The sequence below is a fragment of the Saccharopolyspora kobensis genome, from assembly GCF_900108315.1.
GTDB lineage: Bacteria > Actinomycetota > Actinomycetes > Mycobacteriales > Pseudonocardiaceae > Saccharopolyspora > Saccharopolyspora kobensis.
The window spans coordinates 350,228-367,790 of sequence record NZ_FNVB01000010.1 but is presented as its reverse complement, the minus strand read 5'-3'; the positions used below and the strand labels follow the sequence as shown (position 1 = coordinate 367,790).

The window sequence follows — 17,563 nt, the reverse complement described above, 5'->3', positions numbered from 1 at the left end:
GCCGGGGGACCGGCGATCTGGAGACATGGAGGGGGACATGGGCCGACCGCAGGGTGTTGAGCCGACCGCGCTGGAGCAGGCGATCGGGCGGTACGCCGCTGAGCAGGGGGCGGTTGAGGACGTCTACCGGGAGTTCCTGATCGCGGATCTCTGGGCGCTCACCGGGCCGGAGGGGACGTCGTCGCATCCGGCGGACTTCCAGATGGAGGGGCAGGAGAAGGCGCAGATCTGGGTTTGCACCGACCGGAGCGCCATGCCGGACTTGGGCGGCGCGGACTTCGTCTCCGGCACCGTCCGGGTCAACGGGTACCGGCTGCTGCCGCTGCTCGCCGAGCGGAACGTGCGGATCTTCACGCAGGGCGATCAGATGGACCTGATGATCATCGGATCGCGGGCCATCGAGATCTCCGCTCCGGAGATCACCGACGCGATGCGCGCTGCAGCCGCCCAGCAGCCGGGAAGCTGGCTCTCGGTGCCGGACCAGATGTACCGGGACGCGGCGCGGGAGGAAGTTCCGGAGCACGCCTGGATCGGCGCTTACTGGGTCGATGAGGACGGCACGCTCACGGGGCGGTACCGGCTGAACTCCGACTACCGGCCGAGCCCGACGACTTTGGGCTTTCCGCGCCCGGAATCGATGCTGGAAGGTCTCCTGCACATGTGGGCCGCCGGGTACGTATCCGACCGGTCGATGCTCATGACGGTCGCCAGGTCCGAGGTCGCGCTCCTCGCGCACGAAGACGGAACTCCCGGGACCGTCAACCTCGGTGGGAAGACTGCGTTCTTGGCCGGTACCAGCCCCAAGTACCTGCCCGAATCCCAGGCGAAGGTCAGGGCCGACGTCGCCCAGCTCAAGAGCGCCTTCGAAGAAGTCGACCTGGTCATCGACGTCGGCACTCGGCACCAGGCCGACATCCAGGGGAAGGCGCTCCTGCGGGCCTTCGAAGCCATCGCAGCCGAAGAGGCCCAGCCGGATCAGGGCGCAGAAGCCCAGGAGAACGTCGTTCCGGAGGCGCCCCCGCAGCCTCCCGCGCCGCCGCTCGATCCTCGGGAGCGGTTCATCGGGTCGATGCTGGCCGGGGCTGTGGGGGACGCTCTCGGTTACGCCATCGAGTTCCACGACATCGACATGATCCGGCGGAACCACGGGGACGCCGGGCTCACCGCTCCGGTGCTTCGGGACGGCGTTGCGCAGATCTCCGATGACACGCAGATGATGCTGTTCACGCTCGAAGGGCTCATCCGGGCTCACGTGGCAAGGCGGATCAAGCCCGTCGACAACGATCCGGTTCCCGAGGTGCAGCACGCTTATCAGCGGTGGTTCCACACGCAGAACCAGCCCTGGTCGCAGGCCGGTGGGCCTTACGCGCAGCGGATTCCGCAGCCCGACGGGTGGCTCATCACCAATCCGCAGCTGTTCGCCGCGCGGGCTCCGGGTAGCACCTGCATGTCCGCGCTCGCGCAGTTCGCGCAGACGCATCAGCACGCCAGTCCGCAGCACCGGATCAACGACTCCAAGGGCTGTGGCGGCGTCATGCGGGCCGCTCCTGTCGCCGTGTGGTCGCACGATCCCGCCGAGGTCTTCTACGCCGCCGTCGGCACCGCGGCGCTCACGCACAGCCATCCCAGCGGGTACCTCTCCGCCGGTGTGCTGGCGGTGATCGTGCACCAGCTCATCCGGGATGTGCAGCTGGAAGAGGCCGTGCGGATCGCGCGGGAGCTGCTGTTGCGGTGGCGGGGGCACGAGGAGCAGTTGGCGGTCCTCGACCGGGCCGTTGAGCTCGCGCAGCAGGGGCCGGTCGCTCCGGAGGTGATCAAGGACACGCTCGGGCAGGGGTGGGTCGGGGAGGAAGCTCTCGCGATCGGGCTCTACGCCGCGCTGGCGACGGATAACCTGCGGGACGCGCTGTTGCTGGCCGTGAACCACTCGGGGGACTCGGACTCCACGGGGATCGTGTGCGGCAACATTGCGGGGGCTCTGCACGGGGCTCGGGCCGTTCCGCCGGAATGGCTCGGTTCGCTGGAGCTGCGAGAGGTGATCGAGACGTTGGCCGGGGATGCGCTCGCCGAGTTCAGCCCGGGCCCGCCGACCGATCCGGCCTGGACCAGGCGCTACCCGGCCTGGTGAGCACGAGGGAGACATCGCGATGACCGACGCTCGACCGCCGCAGCAGTCGTGGGCGGAACGCTTCCGCGGAGCCATGCTCGGCGGGGCCGTCGGCGATGCGCTCGGCGCCGGTGTGCGGGACAGCAAGCTCAGCGAGATCGAGCAGTGGTTCGGGCCGCAGGGCGTCGTCGACTACCTGCCCGTGTTCGGGCGGCGCGGGGCGAGCACCGAGCTGACGCAGCTCACCGTGTTCACGCTGGAATCCCTGCTGCGCGCCAAGGCCGCGAACCCGAACGGCAGCGGCTGGCTGCCGACCGAGTTCATCCTCGCCAACTACCTGCGCTGGCTGCACACCCAGGGCGTGCCGTGGGACTACGCGATGTCGGCGTACCTGGCCACCGAGCCCACTCCCAACAGCTGGCTGCTGGAGCGGCCCGAGCTGTACTCGACCCGCAACCCGTGCGGCGCCGGGCTGCACGTGATCGGGTCGGCGGCGCAGCGCTCGCCGCTGGGCGCCGACGGCAGCCTGCACGCTCCGCTCAAGGCCGACGGCCTGGTCGACTTCGCGGTCTGGGCCGCGCCGACCATGGCGTGGTCGAACGTGCCGGAAGAGGTCTTCGCGGCGGGCGCGGCTGCCGCGAACCTGCTCGTCTCCGCGCCCAACTCGGTCGGTGCGGCCGGCCTGCACAGCGATGTGCTGGCGCAGCTCATCCGCGGTGTGCCGCTGTGGGACGCGGTGAACGCTTCCGACCAGAAGCGGCTCGGCGTCGCCTACTGGACGGGCCGGGGCCCGGCCGACGTCCGCCGGACGCTGCACGCCGCGATGTTCGTCGGCCAGCGCGGCTGCCCCACCCCGCGACAGCTGGAGATCGAGTTCGAGCTCGGCGAGAAGCCCGGTGAGCTGGGCATCGCGCTGGCCGCGGTCGGCAGCACCCGCACCTTCGCCGACGCGGTGCGCGTCGCGGTGAACCACTCCGGCGACAGCGCCGTCACCGGTGCGCTCGCCGGTCAGCTCGCCGGTGCGCTCTACGGGCCCGCCGGGATTCCCGGGCGGTGGCTCGACGAGCTCGAACTGCGCGAGATCCTCGAGAACCTCTGCGCCGACGCCACCGAGGCCTTCGCGCCGCGACCGCAGCCGCAGTGGGCCCAGCGCTACTCGCCGAACGCCCGCCAGCTCGGCGGCCCGCCGCAGCTCACCGGTGGCTCGCCGAACACGGTCGAGGGCTCCGCCGAGCAGACCATGCTCATGCCGGTGATCACCTCGGCGGAAGCCGTCGACACGCCGCCTGCCGGGCTGCCGGTGCAGAACCCGCGCGTGGACGGCATCGGGGCGCCGACGTTCCCGGCCGCCCGGGCCGGAGCGGCCCCGGTCGGCGACCCGTCGAGCACCGGGCCGATCCCGGTGCCGAACCTGCGCTCTCCCGAGGCGCCGGCGGAGACCACCGCGGTGTTCCCCGCCATCGTCGACGACCTGGAGCCGCCGGCCGCCGCGCCGCAGATCGGGGCCTTCCCGCCGCCGACCGCGTCCCAGCCCGTCGAGGCCGATCCCGCGCCGGAGCCCGCTGATCCGGTCGATGCGGACGCCGAGGAAACGGACGCCGACCGGGAGGTCGCGGAGCGGATCGTCCGCGAGTCGGCGGACTTCGAGCGGATGCCGGACGCCGTCACCCTGGAGCCGGTCGTCGACGAGGACCCGGCGGAGACCGCCGAACCCGAGGACGCCGCCGAACCGGAGGACGCGGACCGCGCGGAGCAGGTCGATTCCGGGCGGATCGTGGTGCCGGAAGTCGTCGTCCGCGATCAGGACGCCGAAGCGGATCGCGAGGTCGCGGAGCGCATCGCGCGGATCCCGGTGCCCGAAGTCGTTGCCGGACAAGGGGATTCCGAGCCGGACGAGGACCGCGACGAGGACGCCGAGTCAGAGCTCGTCGATGACGAACCGGCGGACGACGCCGCGGAAGACGTTGCGGACGGCGAAGTTCCGGAAGTCCAGCAGCCCGCGGCGGAGCGCGAACCGGTGGACCTGGAACCGCCCGCGCGCACCCCGATCGACCTCGAACCGGTCGACGCCGGTGCGGATGACGGACCGGCGGACGAGATGCCCGCCGACGACGACGCATCGGCGAGCGCTCCCGACGAGGCCGAGCCGTCGGACGGCGAAGACGAGCCCGCGCCCGCGGCGCCGCCGATCGCGCGCGGCGGGCACGCCAAGGCCGACGGCCCCGGCGACAGCGCTCCGTCGCTGACCGAACGCGTGCTGGGCTGCTTCCTCGGTGGTGCGCTGGGCGATTCGCTCGGCTCCGACCTGGAGTTCATCAACGCCGAGGCGATCACCGCGCGCTTCGGCCCCGACGGCCCGTCCGGGCTGCGCGAGGCCTACGGCGTGCGCGGGGCGATCACCGACGACACCCAGATGACGCTGTTCACCGCCGAAGGCCTGATCCGCGGCAGCGTGGCGAACCGGGTGCTCGGCAGCGACGATCCGCTCCCCGAGGTGCAGCTGGCCTACCAGCGCTGGCTGCACACGCAGGGCGTGGACTGGGACGCCGCGGCAGGCGCGTTCCTCGCCGACTACCCGGCGCCCGACGGCTGGCTGATCGAGGTGCCGGGCCTGTTCGCGACCCGCGCGCCGGGCAAGACCGTGTGGCGCGCGCTGGCCCGCTTCGGCGACGGCAAGCCCGCCGGCTCGTTCACCGAGCGCGTCAACGACTCCAAGGGCTGCGGCGGCGTGATGCGCGCCGCGCCTGCCGCGCTGTGGTCCACCGACCCCGCCGAGGTGTTCCGGCTCGCCGCCCGCACCGCAGCGGTGACGCACAGCCACCCCGCCGGCTACCACTCCGCCGGGGCGCTGGCGGTGATCGTCCAGCAGGCCCTGCTCGGCCGCGGCCTCGACGACGGCGTGTGGCTGGCGCTGCAGGTGCTGGAGACCTGGGAGGACCACGAGGAGACCAGCGCGGCGCTCAAGTCCGCCGTCGCGCTGGCCGAAGCGGGAGTGCCGACGCCGGAGCAGATCGCCGAGCACCTCGGCGGCGGCTGGGTCGGCGAGGAAGCGCTGGCCATCGCGGTGTGCGCGGCGCTGGTCGCCGAGGACGTCGAGCAGGCGCTGCGGATCGCCGTGCACCACGACGGCGACAGCGACTCGACCGGCGCGATCTGCGGGAACATCGTCGGCGCGCTGCACGGCGTCGCCGCGCTGCCGGTCGACTGGCTGGCCGAGCTGGAACTGCGCGACGTCGTCGAGCAGATCGCGCTGGACTGCGTGGCCGAGTTCGGGCACGGCGCGTTCCTGCCGGGCCAGGCCGCCATCGAGCCGCCCACCGGCGAGGACTGGAACGAGCGCTACCCGGTCCGGCCGCACTGGGCCGCCGCGCCCGAGCCGGTCGCGGCCGCTCCGGGACCGGAGTTCCCGGCGCCCAAGCCCGCGCCGCGGCGGATCAACGGAGTCATGCACGACGAGTTGTCCGAGGGGGAGGACGAATGATCCTGGGGGAGGCGACCGCGGGCGCGCACGTCCTGGTCGACGGGACGTGCTCGCCGCTGCGCGAGCTGAGCGAGCAGGGCGCGGTGCTGGACGGCCGCGACCGGCCCGTCCCGCTCGACCAGGTCGGCGAGGTACTGGTCGTCCAGCACGAGGCTCCCGCGCGGGTGCGGCCGGAGTTCCCGGCGCCGGCGTCCTACGGGGACTTCCCGGACCGCGCCGAGCACCAGCGCGAGCTGGAGCGAGCGCTGCGCGAAGCGGTCGTCGCCGGGCTGCCGGACGGCTGGCAGCGCGCGGTCGTCGACTGCACCGCGCTGGGCACCCGGATCGAGATCACCGCCGCGGTCACCACCGACGCCGAACACCGGTGGATTCCCACCCAGGACGTCGTCGACGCGCTGCGGCGGCACCGGAACGTCGCCTACCGGCCGGAGACCGGGGCGTGGACCTCGGCGCGCTTCCAGCTCGACCAGGACGGCGCCGACCTGCGCACCGGGCACGACGAGCCGACCTGGGTCGTCGCCCCCGAGGACGGCCGCGCGCACTACGAGGAACTGCGCTACTACCCGCGGGCCACCGCGCCGAAATGGCTGCTGGACCCGGCCTGGGAGCACTACGGACGGCACCGCGAGGCCGAGCAGCCCGAGCCGGTCCGGATGGTCCAGGTCTTCGACGGCCGCGATGCCGAGAACCGCCCGTTCGCGCACCGGCCCGCGCTGACCTCGGTCGAGGAACGACAGGTGGCGCACTACCTGCACGGCGGCGAGATCCTGCTGCGCGCGTACAGCAGCGATCCCGACGAGGTCGATCCGCAGCGCCCGCCCGCGGTGCCCAAGCAGTTCCACACCGACGGCACCTGGGTGTGGCCGCTGGCGCTGGCCTACTACCTGGACGAGCACGGCATCGCCCCGCCGCGCGACTTCCTCGACCACATCCGCAGCCGCAGCCACCAGCCGCCCGCGGAGGTGGCCGACCGCGCGGCCGCCGAGGCCAAGGCACTCGTGCTCGGCGGTGACCCGGAGGCCCTGCTGCGGCTGAGCCCGGCCAAGGCGATCGACATCGCCCGCGGCTTCATCAGCGCGATGGGCATGAGCACCCGGTTCTACAGCTTCGAGGAGCCGCTGGAGGGCGGCTGGAGCATGCTGCGCGGCGCCGACGGCTGGTGGTCGGTGTTCCGCGTGGCCGACGGCGAGATCCACAACCGCTCCCGCTTCCCCGACGCCTACGCGGCCGCGGCGCACCTGATCGGCGCGATGTCGCTCACCCGGACCGAGTTCCTGCGCGAGCCCGACGAGCCGCTGCAGGACTTCGAGTGCCCGTACGAGCCGATGCCCGGCGAGCCGCCGCTGGACGCCTACGACAACAAGTTCGTGGTGGTCCTGCGGCAGGGCGACGAGGTCGACCGGTTCGGCGAGCCGACCGGCAACACCGTGTTCGTGGCCGGGACGACGCTGCCGCAGCGCTCGGTGCCGCCGCAGCAGCAGGTCGGGGCCTACCACCGCTACCGGGTGGTCTCCGGCTTCGAGGCGATCTCCGGCGTCGTCAAGCCGGACTTCGGCCAGGTCGGCGGCGGCACGGCCTTCGTGCTGCCCAACGACGTCCAGAACCTCGTCGCGGACGGCTGGCTGGTCGAGGTCTGAAGGACGGTCCGCCGAACTCGCGGTGCGGGTGGCGGAGCGGCGGCCCGGACTCCGGGAGCGTCCGATGCACGGCGAACGGGCTGCCCTCGCCAGGCGACCGCTGAGAACCCGCGGCGGTGCGAGTTGCGGGGCTGGCCGAGCGGCTGCGCCGCTTCGAAGACAGTGAGCACCGCGTCTGATCCGGCGAACTCCGGCGGAAAGCCGGTTTCGCCGTCGTGCCCGCCGAGTACGCTGCTGTGCGATCTCGAGCGGGAACGGCGGGAGGCCGCATGGCCGGGGCGCGCAGGGCGTTGCTCATCGCGACGAGCACCTACGCCGACGCCGGGTTCGACCGGCTGCGGGCGCCGGAGACCGATGTCACCGGCCTGCGGCGGGTGCTGGCCGATCCGTCGATCGGCGGGTACCAGGTCGAGCTCCTGCGCGATCCGGCGCACCAGGACGCGATGCTGGCCGTCGAGGACCTCTACGCCGACGCGGGCCCCGACGACCTGGTGCTGCTCTACGTTTCCGGCCACGGCGTCAAGGACGACGACGGCCGCCTCTACCTGGCGATGACCAACTCCCGGCCGGACCGCCTGAGCTCCACCGCGATCCCGGTGACCTTCCTGCACGACCGGATGGCCGGCAGCCGGTCGCGCGCCGTGGTGGTGTGGCTGGACTGCTGCTTCTCGGGCGCATTCCCGCGCGGTTACCTGGTCCGGGCGGCCGACCGCCACGCCAACATCAAGGAGCAGCTGCTGCGGGGCGGCGGCGCGGCCAATGCCTTCGCCGACGACGAGTCGCGCGGCTACGCGGTGATGACCGCCTCCACCGCGCTGCAGCACTCCGCCGAAACCGACGGCGGCGCGATCGCACCATCGCTTTTCACCCGTCAGCTGATCGAGGGACTGCGCACCGGTGACGCGGACCGCGACCGGGACGGTGCGGTCGGCGTCGGCGAGCTCTACCAGTACGTCTTCGAGCGGCTGCGCGGCGGGCCCGGTCACCGGCAACCCACGCTCCACAGCCGGATCCCGGGCGAGCTACGCATCGCGAACAACCCGAACCGGCCGGCGCCCGACGAGGTCCCGGAGCCGATCGCCCGGCGATCGCGGTGGCCGATCTGGGCCGGGCTGCTCGCGGTCGTGGTCATCGGCACCGCCGCCGCGATCGCCGGGCCGCAGCTGCGGGACAGGTTCGCGGCACCGGAAGGCGACCCGCCGCAGCCCGTCGTGCTGCAGCACACCAGTGACGTCGGCGACGTCTCGATCAGCCCGGACGGCGCGCTCGTCGCCACCGCGAGCGGGCGGACCGGGGGCGCGGACCAGGGCGGCCAGGTCCAGCTGTGGGACGCGCGCTCCGGCCGCCGGGTGGCGGAGTTCACGGACCAGGACCTGGTGCAGGCCGTGCAGTTCAGCCCGGACGGTTCGCTGCTGGCCACCGGCACCTGGGAGGACGTCGTGCGGCTCTACGACGTGGCCGGGCGGCGGCAGGTCGGCGTGCTGGCCGGCCACGGGGCGCACATCACGGGTGTGGCGTTCAGCTCCGACGGCCGCCTGCTGGCGAGCACGGGCGCCGACGGGCAGGTCCGCGTCTGGGACGTCCGGGAGCAGCGCGAGATCACCACCGTCGAGCCGGGCCAGCGGTGCTCCTCGCCCGCGTTCGGCGCGGACGCCCGCCTGCTGGTCGCCAGCTGCGAATCCGGGGTGCGGGTGTGGGAGGTCCCCAGCCGCGCGCCGGTCGCGGTCATCGGCGGCGCCGAGGTGATCGCCTTCGACCGCGCGGGTTCGCTGGTGCTCGCCGACGAGCGCGGCGGCGTCCGGATCTGGGCCGACGGGGGACGGGCCGACCGACCGCTGCTGCCGTCGGGCAGCGTGGCGGGCGCCGGTGACGTGGCGCTCGATCCGTCCGACGACGCAACGCTGGCCGCCTCTACCGGCGAGGGCGAGGTGCAGATCTGGGACGTCCGGCAGCGGCGGGTGGTGAGCACCCTCACCGGCCGCACCGGAGCGATCAGGCTGATCGAGTTCAGCGCCGACGGCCGCCTGCTCGCCACCGCGAGCACCGACCGCGCGGTGCGGCTGTGGCCGGTGCCCGCGCCGTGAGCTGTGATCCATCTCGCCTGCCGGGAAGGCCTTGGCGGAGTGGGTAGAGTGGCTCCCACTACGCAGACGCGGGCTCGCACCGAGGTGGCGCGGTGGCAGCGCCGGGTGATCGAGCAGGTCAAGGGGGACCCCGTTTTGACCCTCTGAGAACGGGGCAGGTATCTTTGTTTATCGGACCCGACACCCATCGGGTCGATCCGCATGCCCGTGCATGACGTGGTCCCCTTTTCCGGGTGACCGCGCCAGCGCCGAGGATGTGTGGAACTCCTCTCGACAACCCTCCGGGGTCGTTCCCATCGGGGCGCAGCAGCGCCGCAAAGGCCGAGGAGCGGGCGACACGCCCGACCTCGTGGTGCGGGGGGAGTCCCGAAACACAGTGCCTGACAGGTGCTCGACGCCAGGGCACGCCGAAGCTCGAACGAGCGGCCGCTTGGTCGAGTACCAGAAGACGCGAACGCTGACAGAAAGCCGGTCCATGCCCACCATCCAGCAGCTGGTCCGTAAGGGCCGCCAGGACAAGGTCGCGAAGACCAAGACCGCGGCGCTCAAGGGGAGCCCGCAGCGGCGTGGCGTGTGCACCCGCGTGTACACCACCACCCCCAAGAAGCCCAACTCGGCCCTGCGCAAGGTCGCCCGTGTCAAGCTGAGCAGCGGCATCGAGGTCACGGCCTACATCCCCGGTGAGGGTCACAACCTGCAGGAGCACTCGATCGTGCTCGTTCGTGGCGGCCGTGTGAAGGACCTGCCCGGTGTGCGCTACAAGATCCTCCGCGGTTCCGCTGACACCCAGGGTGTGAAGAACCGCAAGCAGTCTCGCAGCAAGTACGGTGCGAAGAAGGAGAAGAGCTGATGCCCCGCAAGGGTCCGGCCCCGAAGCGGCCGCTGCACGCCGACCCCGTCTACGGGTCGCCGCTGGTCACGCAGCTGGTCAACAAGGTCCTGGTCGACGGCAAGCGTTCGCTGGCCGAGCGGATCGTCTACGCGGCGCTGGAAGGCTGCCGGGAGAAGACCGGCACCGACCCGGTCGTCACGCTCAAGCGCGCCCTGGACAACGTGAAGCCGACCCTGGAGGTCCGCAGCCGCCGCGTCGGTGGCGCGACCTACCAGGTGCCGATCGAGGTGCGTGCCGGTCGTTCCACGACCCTCGCGCTGCGCTGGCTGGTCAGCTACTCGCGGGCGCGCCGCGAGAAGACCATGGTCGAGCGCCTGATGAACGAGCTGCTGGACGCGAGCAACGGTCTCGGTGCGAGCGTCAAGAAGCGCGAAGACACGCACAAGATGGCGGAGTCCAACAAGGCCTTCGCGCACTACCGCTGGTGACGTCGGGTCGGCTCTTGCCCACCTTGGCCCACCGATTCAACAGCTTGCACCTGCTGTAGGGAACGGGGAAGAAACTCGTGGCACGCGACGTGCTGACTGACCTGACCAAGGTCCGCAACATCGGCATCATGGCCCACATCGATGCGGGCAAGACCACCACGACCGAGCGGATCCTGTTCTACACCGGGATCACGTACAAGATCGGCGAGGTGCACGACGGCGCCGCGACGATGGACTGGATGGAGGAGGAGCAGAAGCGGGGTATCACCATCACCTCGGCTGCTACCACCACCTTCTGGGGCGACACTCAGATCAACATCATCGACACCCCCGGGCACGTCGACTTCACCGTCGAGGTGGAGCGCTCGCTGCGCGTGCTGGACGGTGCGGTCGCGGTGTTCGACGGCAAGGAAGGTGTCGAGCCGCAGTCCGAGCAGGTCTGGCGCCAGGCGGACAAGTACGAGGTCCCGCGCATCTGCTTCGTCAACAAGATGGACAAGCTGGGTGCGGACTTCTACTTCACGGTCAAGACGATCGAGGAGCGCCTCAACGCCAAGCCGCTGGTCCTGCAGCTGCCGATCGGCGCCGAGTCCGACTTCCAGGGCGTCGTCGACCTGGTCCGCATGAAGGCGCTGACCTGGCGCGGCGAGGTCCAGAAGGGTGAGGACTACGCGGTCGAGGACATCCCGGCCGACCTCGCCGACAAGGCCGCCGAGTACCGCGAGAAGCTGATCGAGGCCGTCGCGGAGACCGACGAGTCGCTGATGGAGGCCTACTTCGGCGGCGAGGAGCTGTCCGAGGAGCAGATCAAGGCCGGCATCCGCAAGCTCACCAACAGCCGCGAGGCCTTCCCGGTCCTGTGCGGCACCGCGTTCAAGAACAAGGGCGTGCAGCCCATGCTCGACGCGGTGGTGGACTACCTGCCGTCGCCGCTGGACGTCCCGCCGGTGCAGGGCACCCTGCAGGACGGCGAGACCCCGGCGGAGCGCAAGCCGAGCGTCGACGAGCCGTTCGCCGCGCTGGTCTCGAAGATCGCGGTTCACCCGTTCTTCGGCAAGCTGACCTACGTCCGCGTCTACTCCGGCAAGGCCGCCTCCGGTGCCCAGGTCATCAACTCGACCAAGGGCAAGAAGGAGCGCATCGGGAAGATGTTCCAGATGCACTCCAACAAGGAGAACCCGGTCGAGGAGATCCAGGCGGGTCACATCTACGCGGTGATCGGTCTCAAGGACACGACCACCGGTGACACCCTGTGCGACCCGGCGAACCCGATCGTGCTGGAGTCGATGACCTTCCCGGCGCCGGTCATCGAGGTGGCCATCGAGCCCAAGACGAAGGCCGACCAGGAGAAGCTCTCCACGGCGATCCAGAAGCTCGCCGAGGAAGACCCCACGTTCCAGGTCAAGCTGGACGAGGAAACCGGTCAGACCATCATCAAGGGCATGGGCGAGCTCCACCTCGAGGTGCTGGTCAACCGGATGAAGACCGACTTCAAGGTCGAGGCGAACATCGGTAAGCCGCAGGTGGCCTACCGCGAGACGATTCGCAAGTCGATCGAGAAGCACGAGTACACGCACAAGAAGCAGACCGGTGGTTCCGGTCAGTTCGCGCGCGTGATCATCGCCGTCGACCCGATCGAGCAGACCTCCGACGCCCCGACCTACGAGTTCGCGAACAAGGTCACGGGTGGTCGGGTCCCGCGGGAGTACATCCCGTCGGTCGACCAGGGTGCGCAGGACGCGATGCAGTACGGCGTGCTGGCCGGCTACCCGCTGGTCGGCGTGAAGGTGACCTTGCTCGACGGCCAGTACCACGAGGTCGACTCCTCGGAAATGGCCTTCAAGGTCGCGGGTTCGATGGCGCTCAAGGAAGCCGCCGCCAAGGCGTCTCCCGCGCTGCTCGAACCGATGATGGCGGTCGAGGTGACCACGCCCGAGGACTACATGGGCGATGTCATCGGCGACCTGAACTCCCGCCGTGGCCAGATCCAGGCCATGGAGGAGCGCAGCGGTACCCGCGTCGTCAAGGCCCTCGTGCCGCTGTCGGAGATGTTCGGGTATGTCGGCGACCTGCGGTCCAAGACCCAGGGTCGTGCCAACTACTCGATGGTGTTCGACTCCTACGCCGAGGTTCCTTCGAACGTGGCTAAGGAGATCATCGCCAAGGCAACGGGCGAGTGACCCGCTGCCCGGCCCGCTGAGCGGGACCGGGCAACGGCGACGCCTCGCGAAGGCGACCGGGGAGCAATCCCCTCCAGTTCGGCGGCGTGCGGACCGTGATCCGCGAGGACAGCGGTCCGCACGTCACCTACCCGACAGGACTCCGCCTGGCACACCAAGTCGTACGGCGGAAAGTTAACAAGTCCAGGAGGACAATCCAGTGGCGAAGGCGAAGTTCGAGAGGGACAAGCCGCACGTCAACATCGGGACCATCGGTCACGTTGACCACGGCAAGACCACGCTCACCGCAGCCATCACCAAGGTTCTGCACGACAAGTACCCGGACCTGAACCCCTTCACGCCGTTCGACGAGATCGACAAGGCGCCGGAGGAGCGCGAGCGCGGTATCACCATTCAGATCGCGCACGTCGAGTACCAGACGGAGAAGCGTCACTACGCTCACGTCGACGCTCCGGGTCACGCCGACTACGTGAAGAACATGATCACCGGTGCCGCGCAGATGGACGGCGCGATCCTGGTGGTGGCGGCGACCGACGGCCCGATGCCGCAGACCCGCGAGCACGTGCTGCTGGCCCGCCAGGTCGGCGTGCCCTACATCCTGGTCGCGCTGAACAAGTCCGACATGGTCGACGACGAGGAGATCCTCGAGCTCGTCGAGATGGAGGTCCGCGAGCTGCTGTCCGCCCAGGAGTTCCCGGGCGACGACGTGCCGGTGATCCGCGTTTCCGCGCTGAAGGCGCTGGAGGGCGACGCCGAGTGGGGCGCCAAGATCGTTGAGCTGATGGACGCGGTCGACGAGAACGTGCCGGACCCGGTGCGCGAGGTCGAGAAGCCGTTCCTGATGCCGATCGAGGACGTCTTCTCCATCACCGGCCGCGGCACCGTGGTCACCGGCCGCATCGAGCGCGGCGTCATCAACGTCAACGAGGAGGTGGAGCTCGTCGGCATCAAGGAGAAGCCGCTGAAGACCACCGTCACCGGCGTTGAGATGTTCCGCAAGCTGCTCGACCAGGGCCAGGCGGGCGACAACGTGGGTCTGCTGATCCGCGGCATCAAGCGCGAAGAGGTCGAGCGCGGCATGGTCGTCGTGAAGCCCGGCACCACCACCCCGCACACCGAGTTCGACGCGCAGGTCTACATCCTGTCCAAGGACGAGGGCGGGCGGCACACGCCGTTCTTCAACAACTACCGTCCGCAGTTCTACTTCCGGACCACCGACGTGACCGGTGTGGTGACCCTCCCCGAGGGCACCGAGATGGTCATGCCGGGCGACGACACCGCGATGTCGGTGCAGCTGATCCAGCCCATCGCGATGGACGAGGGTCTGCGCTTCGCCATCCGCGAGGGTGGCCGCACCGTCGGTGCCGGTCGCGTCACCAAGATCCACAAGTGACGTGGCGAGGACCCGCTTCCGCTCCGGCGGAGGCGGGTCCTCTGCGTTGCGGGTGACCTCGGTCGCCTAAACGCACCCCCGATTTTGGCTGGCACAGCGGGTGTGTCATCCTGTATGGGTTGCTCGTTCAGGGCGGCTGGAAATTCGAAGCACTTCGAAGGTCCGGCCGCCTTGCTGCGAGGGCCTCGGGCCCTTGTTCCGGTTCAGGACCGCTCTCTGGCGGTGCTGATGCCACCGGTTCCCGGTAGGCGGACCGAACGGGGCGCTAGAAGGTGTACGGGCCGCAAGGCCCACCCCATCGGCGACGTTCGAGGGGACCGGTGTGCGGTAGCCGGGCGACACGCCCGACCGCGTGTACCGGGCACCAGATACCTGAACAGGGGCGGACTGAGAGCTGTGGCGGCTCCCGGATCGGGGACCACACCAGGCTGAGGCCGCGTGGGGCACCGGGTGCGGTGCACCCGCACCCAAGACCAAACCGCGGCACGAGACTAGAGGAACGGCAAGCCACTATGGCGGGACAGAAGATCCGCATCCGGCTCAAGGCCTACGACCACGAGGCGATCGACGCGTCTGCGCGCAAGATCGTCGAGACCGTGACGCGCACCGGCGCTCGGGTCGTTGGGCCGGTGCCGCTGCCCACGGAGAAGAACGTCTACTGCGTCATCCGCTCCCCGCACAAGTACAAGGACTCGCGGGAGCACTTCGAGATGCGGACGCACAAGCGGCTCATCGACATCCTCGAACCGACGCCGAAGACGGTTGACGCGCTGATGCGCATCGACCTGCCGGCCAGCGTCGACGTGAACATCCAGTAAGCGGCGACGAGGTAGCTGGAGAGAACGAGACCTATGTCTGACAGGCAGATCAAGGGGATTCTGGGCACCAAGCTCGGCATGACCCAGGTCTTCGACGACAAGAACCGGGTCGTCCCGGTGACCGTCGTGCAGGCCGGGCCGAACGTGGTCACCCAGATCCGGACCCCTGAGAAGGACGGCTACTCGGCCGTGCAGCTGGCGTTCGGCGCCATCGACCCGCGCAAGGTGAACAAGCCGCGAGGCGGCCACTTCACCAAGGCCGGTGTCACCCCGCGCCGCCACATCGTCGAGCTGCGCACCGCGGATGCCGGTGAGTACGAGCTGGGCCAGGAGATCAGCGCCGACCTCTTCGAGTCGGGCGCCGTGGTCGACGTCGTCGGCACCAGCAAGGGCAAGGGCTTCGCGGGCACCATCAAGCGTCACGGCTTCCGCAGCCAGGGCGCGAGCCACGGTACCCAGGCGGTGCACCGCAAGCCCGGTTCCATCGGTGGCTGCGCCACCCCCGGTCGCGTGTTCAAGGGCATGCGGATGGCCGGTCGCATGGGCCGGGACCGCGTCACCACCCAGAACCTGACCGTCCACAAGGTGGAGGCCGAGACCGGCCTGCTGCTGATCAAGGGCGCAGTCCCCGGCCCCAAGGGCGGACTGGTCCTGGTTAAGAGTCCTGCGAAGGGTGGTGCGTGATGAGCCTGACGCTCGATGTCCGTACCCCGGACGGTAAGACCGACGGCACCGTCGAACTGCCCGCCGAGATCTTCGACGTGCAGGCCAACGTGGCGCTGATGCACCAGGTCGTGGTGGCCCAGCTGGCCGCCGCGCGCCAGGGCACCCACGCCACGAAGACGCGCGGTCAGGTGTCCGGCGGCGGCAAGAAGCCGTACCGCCAGAAGGGCACCGGCAACGCCCGCCAGGGCTCGATCCGCGCCCCGCAGTTCACCGGTGGCGGCGTCGTCCACGGCCCGCAGCCGCGTGACTACTCCCAGCGGACCCCGAAGAAGATGAAGGTCGCCGCCCTGCGCGGTGCCCTCTCCGACCGGGTCCGCGCCGGCCAGCTGCACGTGGTGACCGGTGTGGTCGGCGGCGAGCAGCCGTCCACCAAGTCGGCCAAGACCGCGCTGCGGACCTGGACCGAGGCCAAGAAGGTTCTGGTCGTGCTCAACCGCAACGAGGAGGAGAACTCCTGGTTGAGCCTGCGGAACCTGCAGAACGTGCACCTGATCGACCCCGGCCAGCTGAACACCTACGACGTGCTGAACAGCGACGACGTCGTGTTCACCAAGGCCGCGTTCGAGCGCTTCGTCGCTGGCCCGGTCAAGGGCCGGTCGGTCAAGGCCGCCGCGTCTTCCGCAGAGGAGGCACAGCAGTGAGCGCCGACCCGCGAGACATCATCCTTGCGCCGGTGATCTCGGAGAAGAGCTACGCGCTGCTCGAGCAGGGCCAGTACACCTTCCTGGTGGACCCCCGCTCGAACAAGACCGCCATCAAGATCGCGGTCGAGAAGATCTTCGACGTCAAGGTCACCAGCGTCAACACGATCAACCGCGAGGGCAAGCGCAAGCGGAGCCGGACCGGCTTCGGCAAGCGCAAGAACACCAAGCGGGCGATCGTCACGCTCTCGCCGGAGAGCAAGCCGATCGAGATCTTCGGCGGACCGGCCGCCTGAGGGCTGATTAGGACGAGGTTGCGTTAACCATGGGCATTCGCAAGTACAAGCCGACGACGCCGGGACGTCGTGGCTCGAGCGTGTCCGACTTCGCCGAGATCACCCGGTCGGAGCCGGAGAAGTCGTTGGTGCGGCCGCTGAACCGCAAGGCGGGCCGCAACGCTCAGGGCAAGATCACCACGCGGCACAAGGGCGGCGGCCACAAGCGGGCCTACCGCCTGATCGACTTCCGCCGCAACGACAAGGACGGTGTGCCGGCCAAGGTCGCGCACATCGAGTACGACCCGAACCGCAGCGCTCGCATCGCGCTCCTGCACTACGCAGATGGCGAGAAGCGCTACATCATCGCGCCGAACAACATCAAGCAGGGCGACGCGATCGAGAGCGGTCCGCGGGCCGACATCAAGCCGGGCAACAACCTGCCGCTGCGCAACATCCCGACCGGCACCGTGATCCACGCGATCGAGCTCCGCCCCGGACAGGGTGCGAAGATCGCTCGCTCGGCCGGTGCCCGGGTGCAGCTGGTGGCCAAGGACGGTCCGTACGCCCAGCTGCGGATGCCTTCGGGCGAGATCCGCAACGTGGACGCGCGCTGCCGGGCCACCGTTGGCGAGGTCGGCAACTCGGAGCACGCCAACATCAACTGGGGCAAGGCCGGCCGCATGCGGTGGAAGGGCAAGCGCCCGACCGTCCGCGGTGTGGTCATGAACCCGGTGGACCACCCGCACGGTGGTGGTGAGGGCAAGACCTCCGGTGGTCGCCACCCGGTCAACCCGAAGGGCAAGCCGGAGGGTCGCACCCGCCGCCGCAAGCCCAGTGACAAGCTCATCGTCCGCCGCCGCCGTACCGGCAAGAAGCGCTGAGCAGGGAGGTAAGCAAA

General features: G+C 70.2%; 13 protein-coding genes. All 13 read left to right on the top strand.

The annotated features are described in order from the left end of the window. Nucleotides 1-37 precede the first annotated feature (37 nt). A complete protein-coding gene (locus C4T78_RS31080) occupies nucleotides 38-2,128 on the top strand; it encodes an ADP-ribosylglycohydrolase family protein (RefSeq protein ID WP_235863515.1) in 2,091 nt (696 codons plus the stop codon). A 19-nt stretch (nucleotides 2,129-2,147) separates the two neighbouring features. Then, nucleotides 2,148-5,588 (top strand): ADP-ribosylglycohydrolase family protein, encoded by a 3,441-nt coding sequence (locus tag C4T78_RS31075; protein WP_093352236.1) that lies wholly within the window; start codon nucleotides 2,148-2,150, stop codon nucleotides 5,586-5,588. Beyond that, complete coding sequence (locus tag C4T78_RS31070) at nucleotides 5,585-7,225, top strand: TNT domain-containing protein (protein WP_093352238.1); 1,641 nt, start codon at nucleotides 5,585-5,587, stop codon at nucleotides 7,223-7,225. The genes C4T78_RS31075 and C4T78_RS31070 overlap by 4 nt, the downstream gene beginning before the upstream one ends. Nucleotides 7,226-7,494: 269 nt before the next feature. Then, nucleotides 7,495-9,309 carry a caspase, EACC1-associated type gene (locus C4T78_RS31065; protein WP_093352241.1) on the top strand — a complete coding sequence of 605 codons (1,815 nt, stop codon included), beginning with the start codon at nucleotides 7,495-7,497 and terminating at the stop codon, nucleotides 9,307-9,309. 475 nt (nucleotides 9,310-9,784) lie between these two features. Then, entirely contained in the window at nucleotides 9,785-10,159 is a 375-nt protein-coding gene (gene rpsL, locus C4T78_RS31060) for a 30S ribosomal protein S12 (protein WP_093155402.1), read from the top strand. Then, on the top strand, nucleotides 10,159-10,629 hold the full coding sequence (rpsG, locus tag C4T78_RS31055; protein WP_093155232.1) for a 30S ribosomal protein S7: 471 nt from the start codon (nucleotides 10,159-10,161) through the stop codon (nucleotides 10,627-10,629). The genes rpsL and rpsG overlap by 1 nt, the downstream gene beginning before the upstream one ends. A gap of 77 nt (nucleotides 10,630-10,706) precedes the next feature. Further along, nucleotides 10,707-12,809, top strand: a complete 2,103-nt coding sequence (fusA, locus tag C4T78_RS31050; protein ID WP_093352243.1) for an elongation factor G — start codon at nucleotides 10,707-10,709, stop codon at nucleotides 12,807-12,809. Between the two features lie 199 nt (nucleotides 12,810-13,008). Further along, complete coding sequence (gene tuf / locus C4T78_RS31045) at nucleotides 13,009-14,202, top strand: elongation factor Tu (protein WP_093155229.1); 1,194 nt, start codon at nucleotides 13,009-13,011, stop codon at nucleotides 14,200-14,202. Between the two features lie 512 nt (nucleotides 14,203-14,714). Continuing rightward, complete coding sequence (gene rpsJ, locus C4T78_RS31040) at nucleotides 14,715-15,020, top strand: 30S ribosomal protein S10 (protein WP_009948626.1); 306 nt, start codon at nucleotides 14,715-14,717, stop codon at nucleotides 15,018-15,020. A 33-nt stretch (nucleotides 15,021-15,053) separates the two neighbouring features. Then, a complete protein-coding gene (rplC, locus tag C4T78_RS31035) occupies nucleotides 15,054-15,704 on the top strand; it encodes a 50S ribosomal protein L3 (RefSeq protein ID WP_093155228.1) in 651 nt (216 codons plus the stop codon). After that, the gene (rplD, locus tag C4T78_RS31030) at nucleotides 15,704-16,387 is read left to right on the top strand and encodes a 50S ribosomal protein L4 (RefSeq protein WP_093155226.1); all 684 of its coding nucleotides are present in this window, start codon (nucleotides 15,704-15,706) and stop codon (nucleotides 16,385-16,387) included. The genes rplC and rplD overlap by 1 nt, the downstream gene beginning before the upstream one ends. Then, nucleotides 16,384-16,683, top strand: coding sequence for a 50S ribosomal protein L23 (gene rplW / locus C4T78_RS31025; RefSeq protein WP_093352246.1), 300 nt, complete (start codon nucleotides 16,384-16,386; stop codon nucleotides 16,681-16,683). Before rplD ends, rplW begins: the two co-directional genes overlap by 4 nt. A gap of 29 nt (nucleotides 16,684-16,712) precedes the next feature. Next, a complete protein-coding gene (rplB, locus tag C4T78_RS31020) occupies nucleotides 16,713-17,546 on the top strand; it encodes a 50S ribosomal protein L2 (RefSeq protein WP_093352248.1) in 834 nt (277 codons plus the stop codon). Nucleotides 17,547-17,563: the final 17 nt, after the last annotated feature.

Excerpts from the sequence above, each read along its gene's own strand:
- rplD (WP_093155226.1), top strand. The coding sequence starts at position 15,704 with ATGAGCCTGACGCTCGATGTCCGTACCCCGGACGGTAAGACCGACGGC.
- rplC (WP_093155228.1), top strand. The coding sequence starts at position 15,054 with ATGTCTGACAGGCAGATCAAGGGGATTCTGGGCACCAAGCTCGGCATG.
- rpsL (WP_093155402.1), top strand. The coding sequence starts at position 9,785 with ATGCCCACCATCCAGCAGCTGGTCCGTAAGGGCCGCCAGGACAAGGTC.
- rpsG (WP_093155232.1), top strand. The coding sequence starts at position 10,159 with ATGCCCCGCAAGGGTCCGGCCCCGAAGCGGCCGCTGCACGCCGACCCC.
- C4T78_RS31075 (WP_093352236.1), top strand. The coding sequence starts at position 2,148 with ATGACCGACGCTCGACCGCCGCAGCAGTCGTGGGCGGAACGCTTCCGC.
- rplB (WP_093352248.1), top strand. The coding sequence starts at position 16,713 with ATGGGCATTCGCAAGTACAAGCCGACGACGCCGGGACGTCGTGGCTCG.
- C4T78_RS31065 (WP_093352241.1), top strand. The coding sequence starts at position 7,495 with ATGGCCGGGGCGCGCAGGGCGTTGCTCATCGCGACGAGCACCTACGCC.
- C4T78_RS31080 (WP_235863515.1), top strand. The coding sequence starts at position 38 with ATGGGCCGACCGCAGGGTGTTGAGCCGACCGCGCTGGAGCAGGCGATC.
- rpsJ (WP_009948626.1), top strand. The coding sequence starts at position 14,715 with ATGGCGGGACAGAAGATCCGCATCCGGCTCAAGGCCTACGACCACGAG.
- C4T78_RS31070 (WP_093352238.1), top strand. The coding sequence starts at position 5,585 with ATGATCCTGGGGGAGGCGACCGCGGGCGCGCACGTCCTGGTCGACGGG.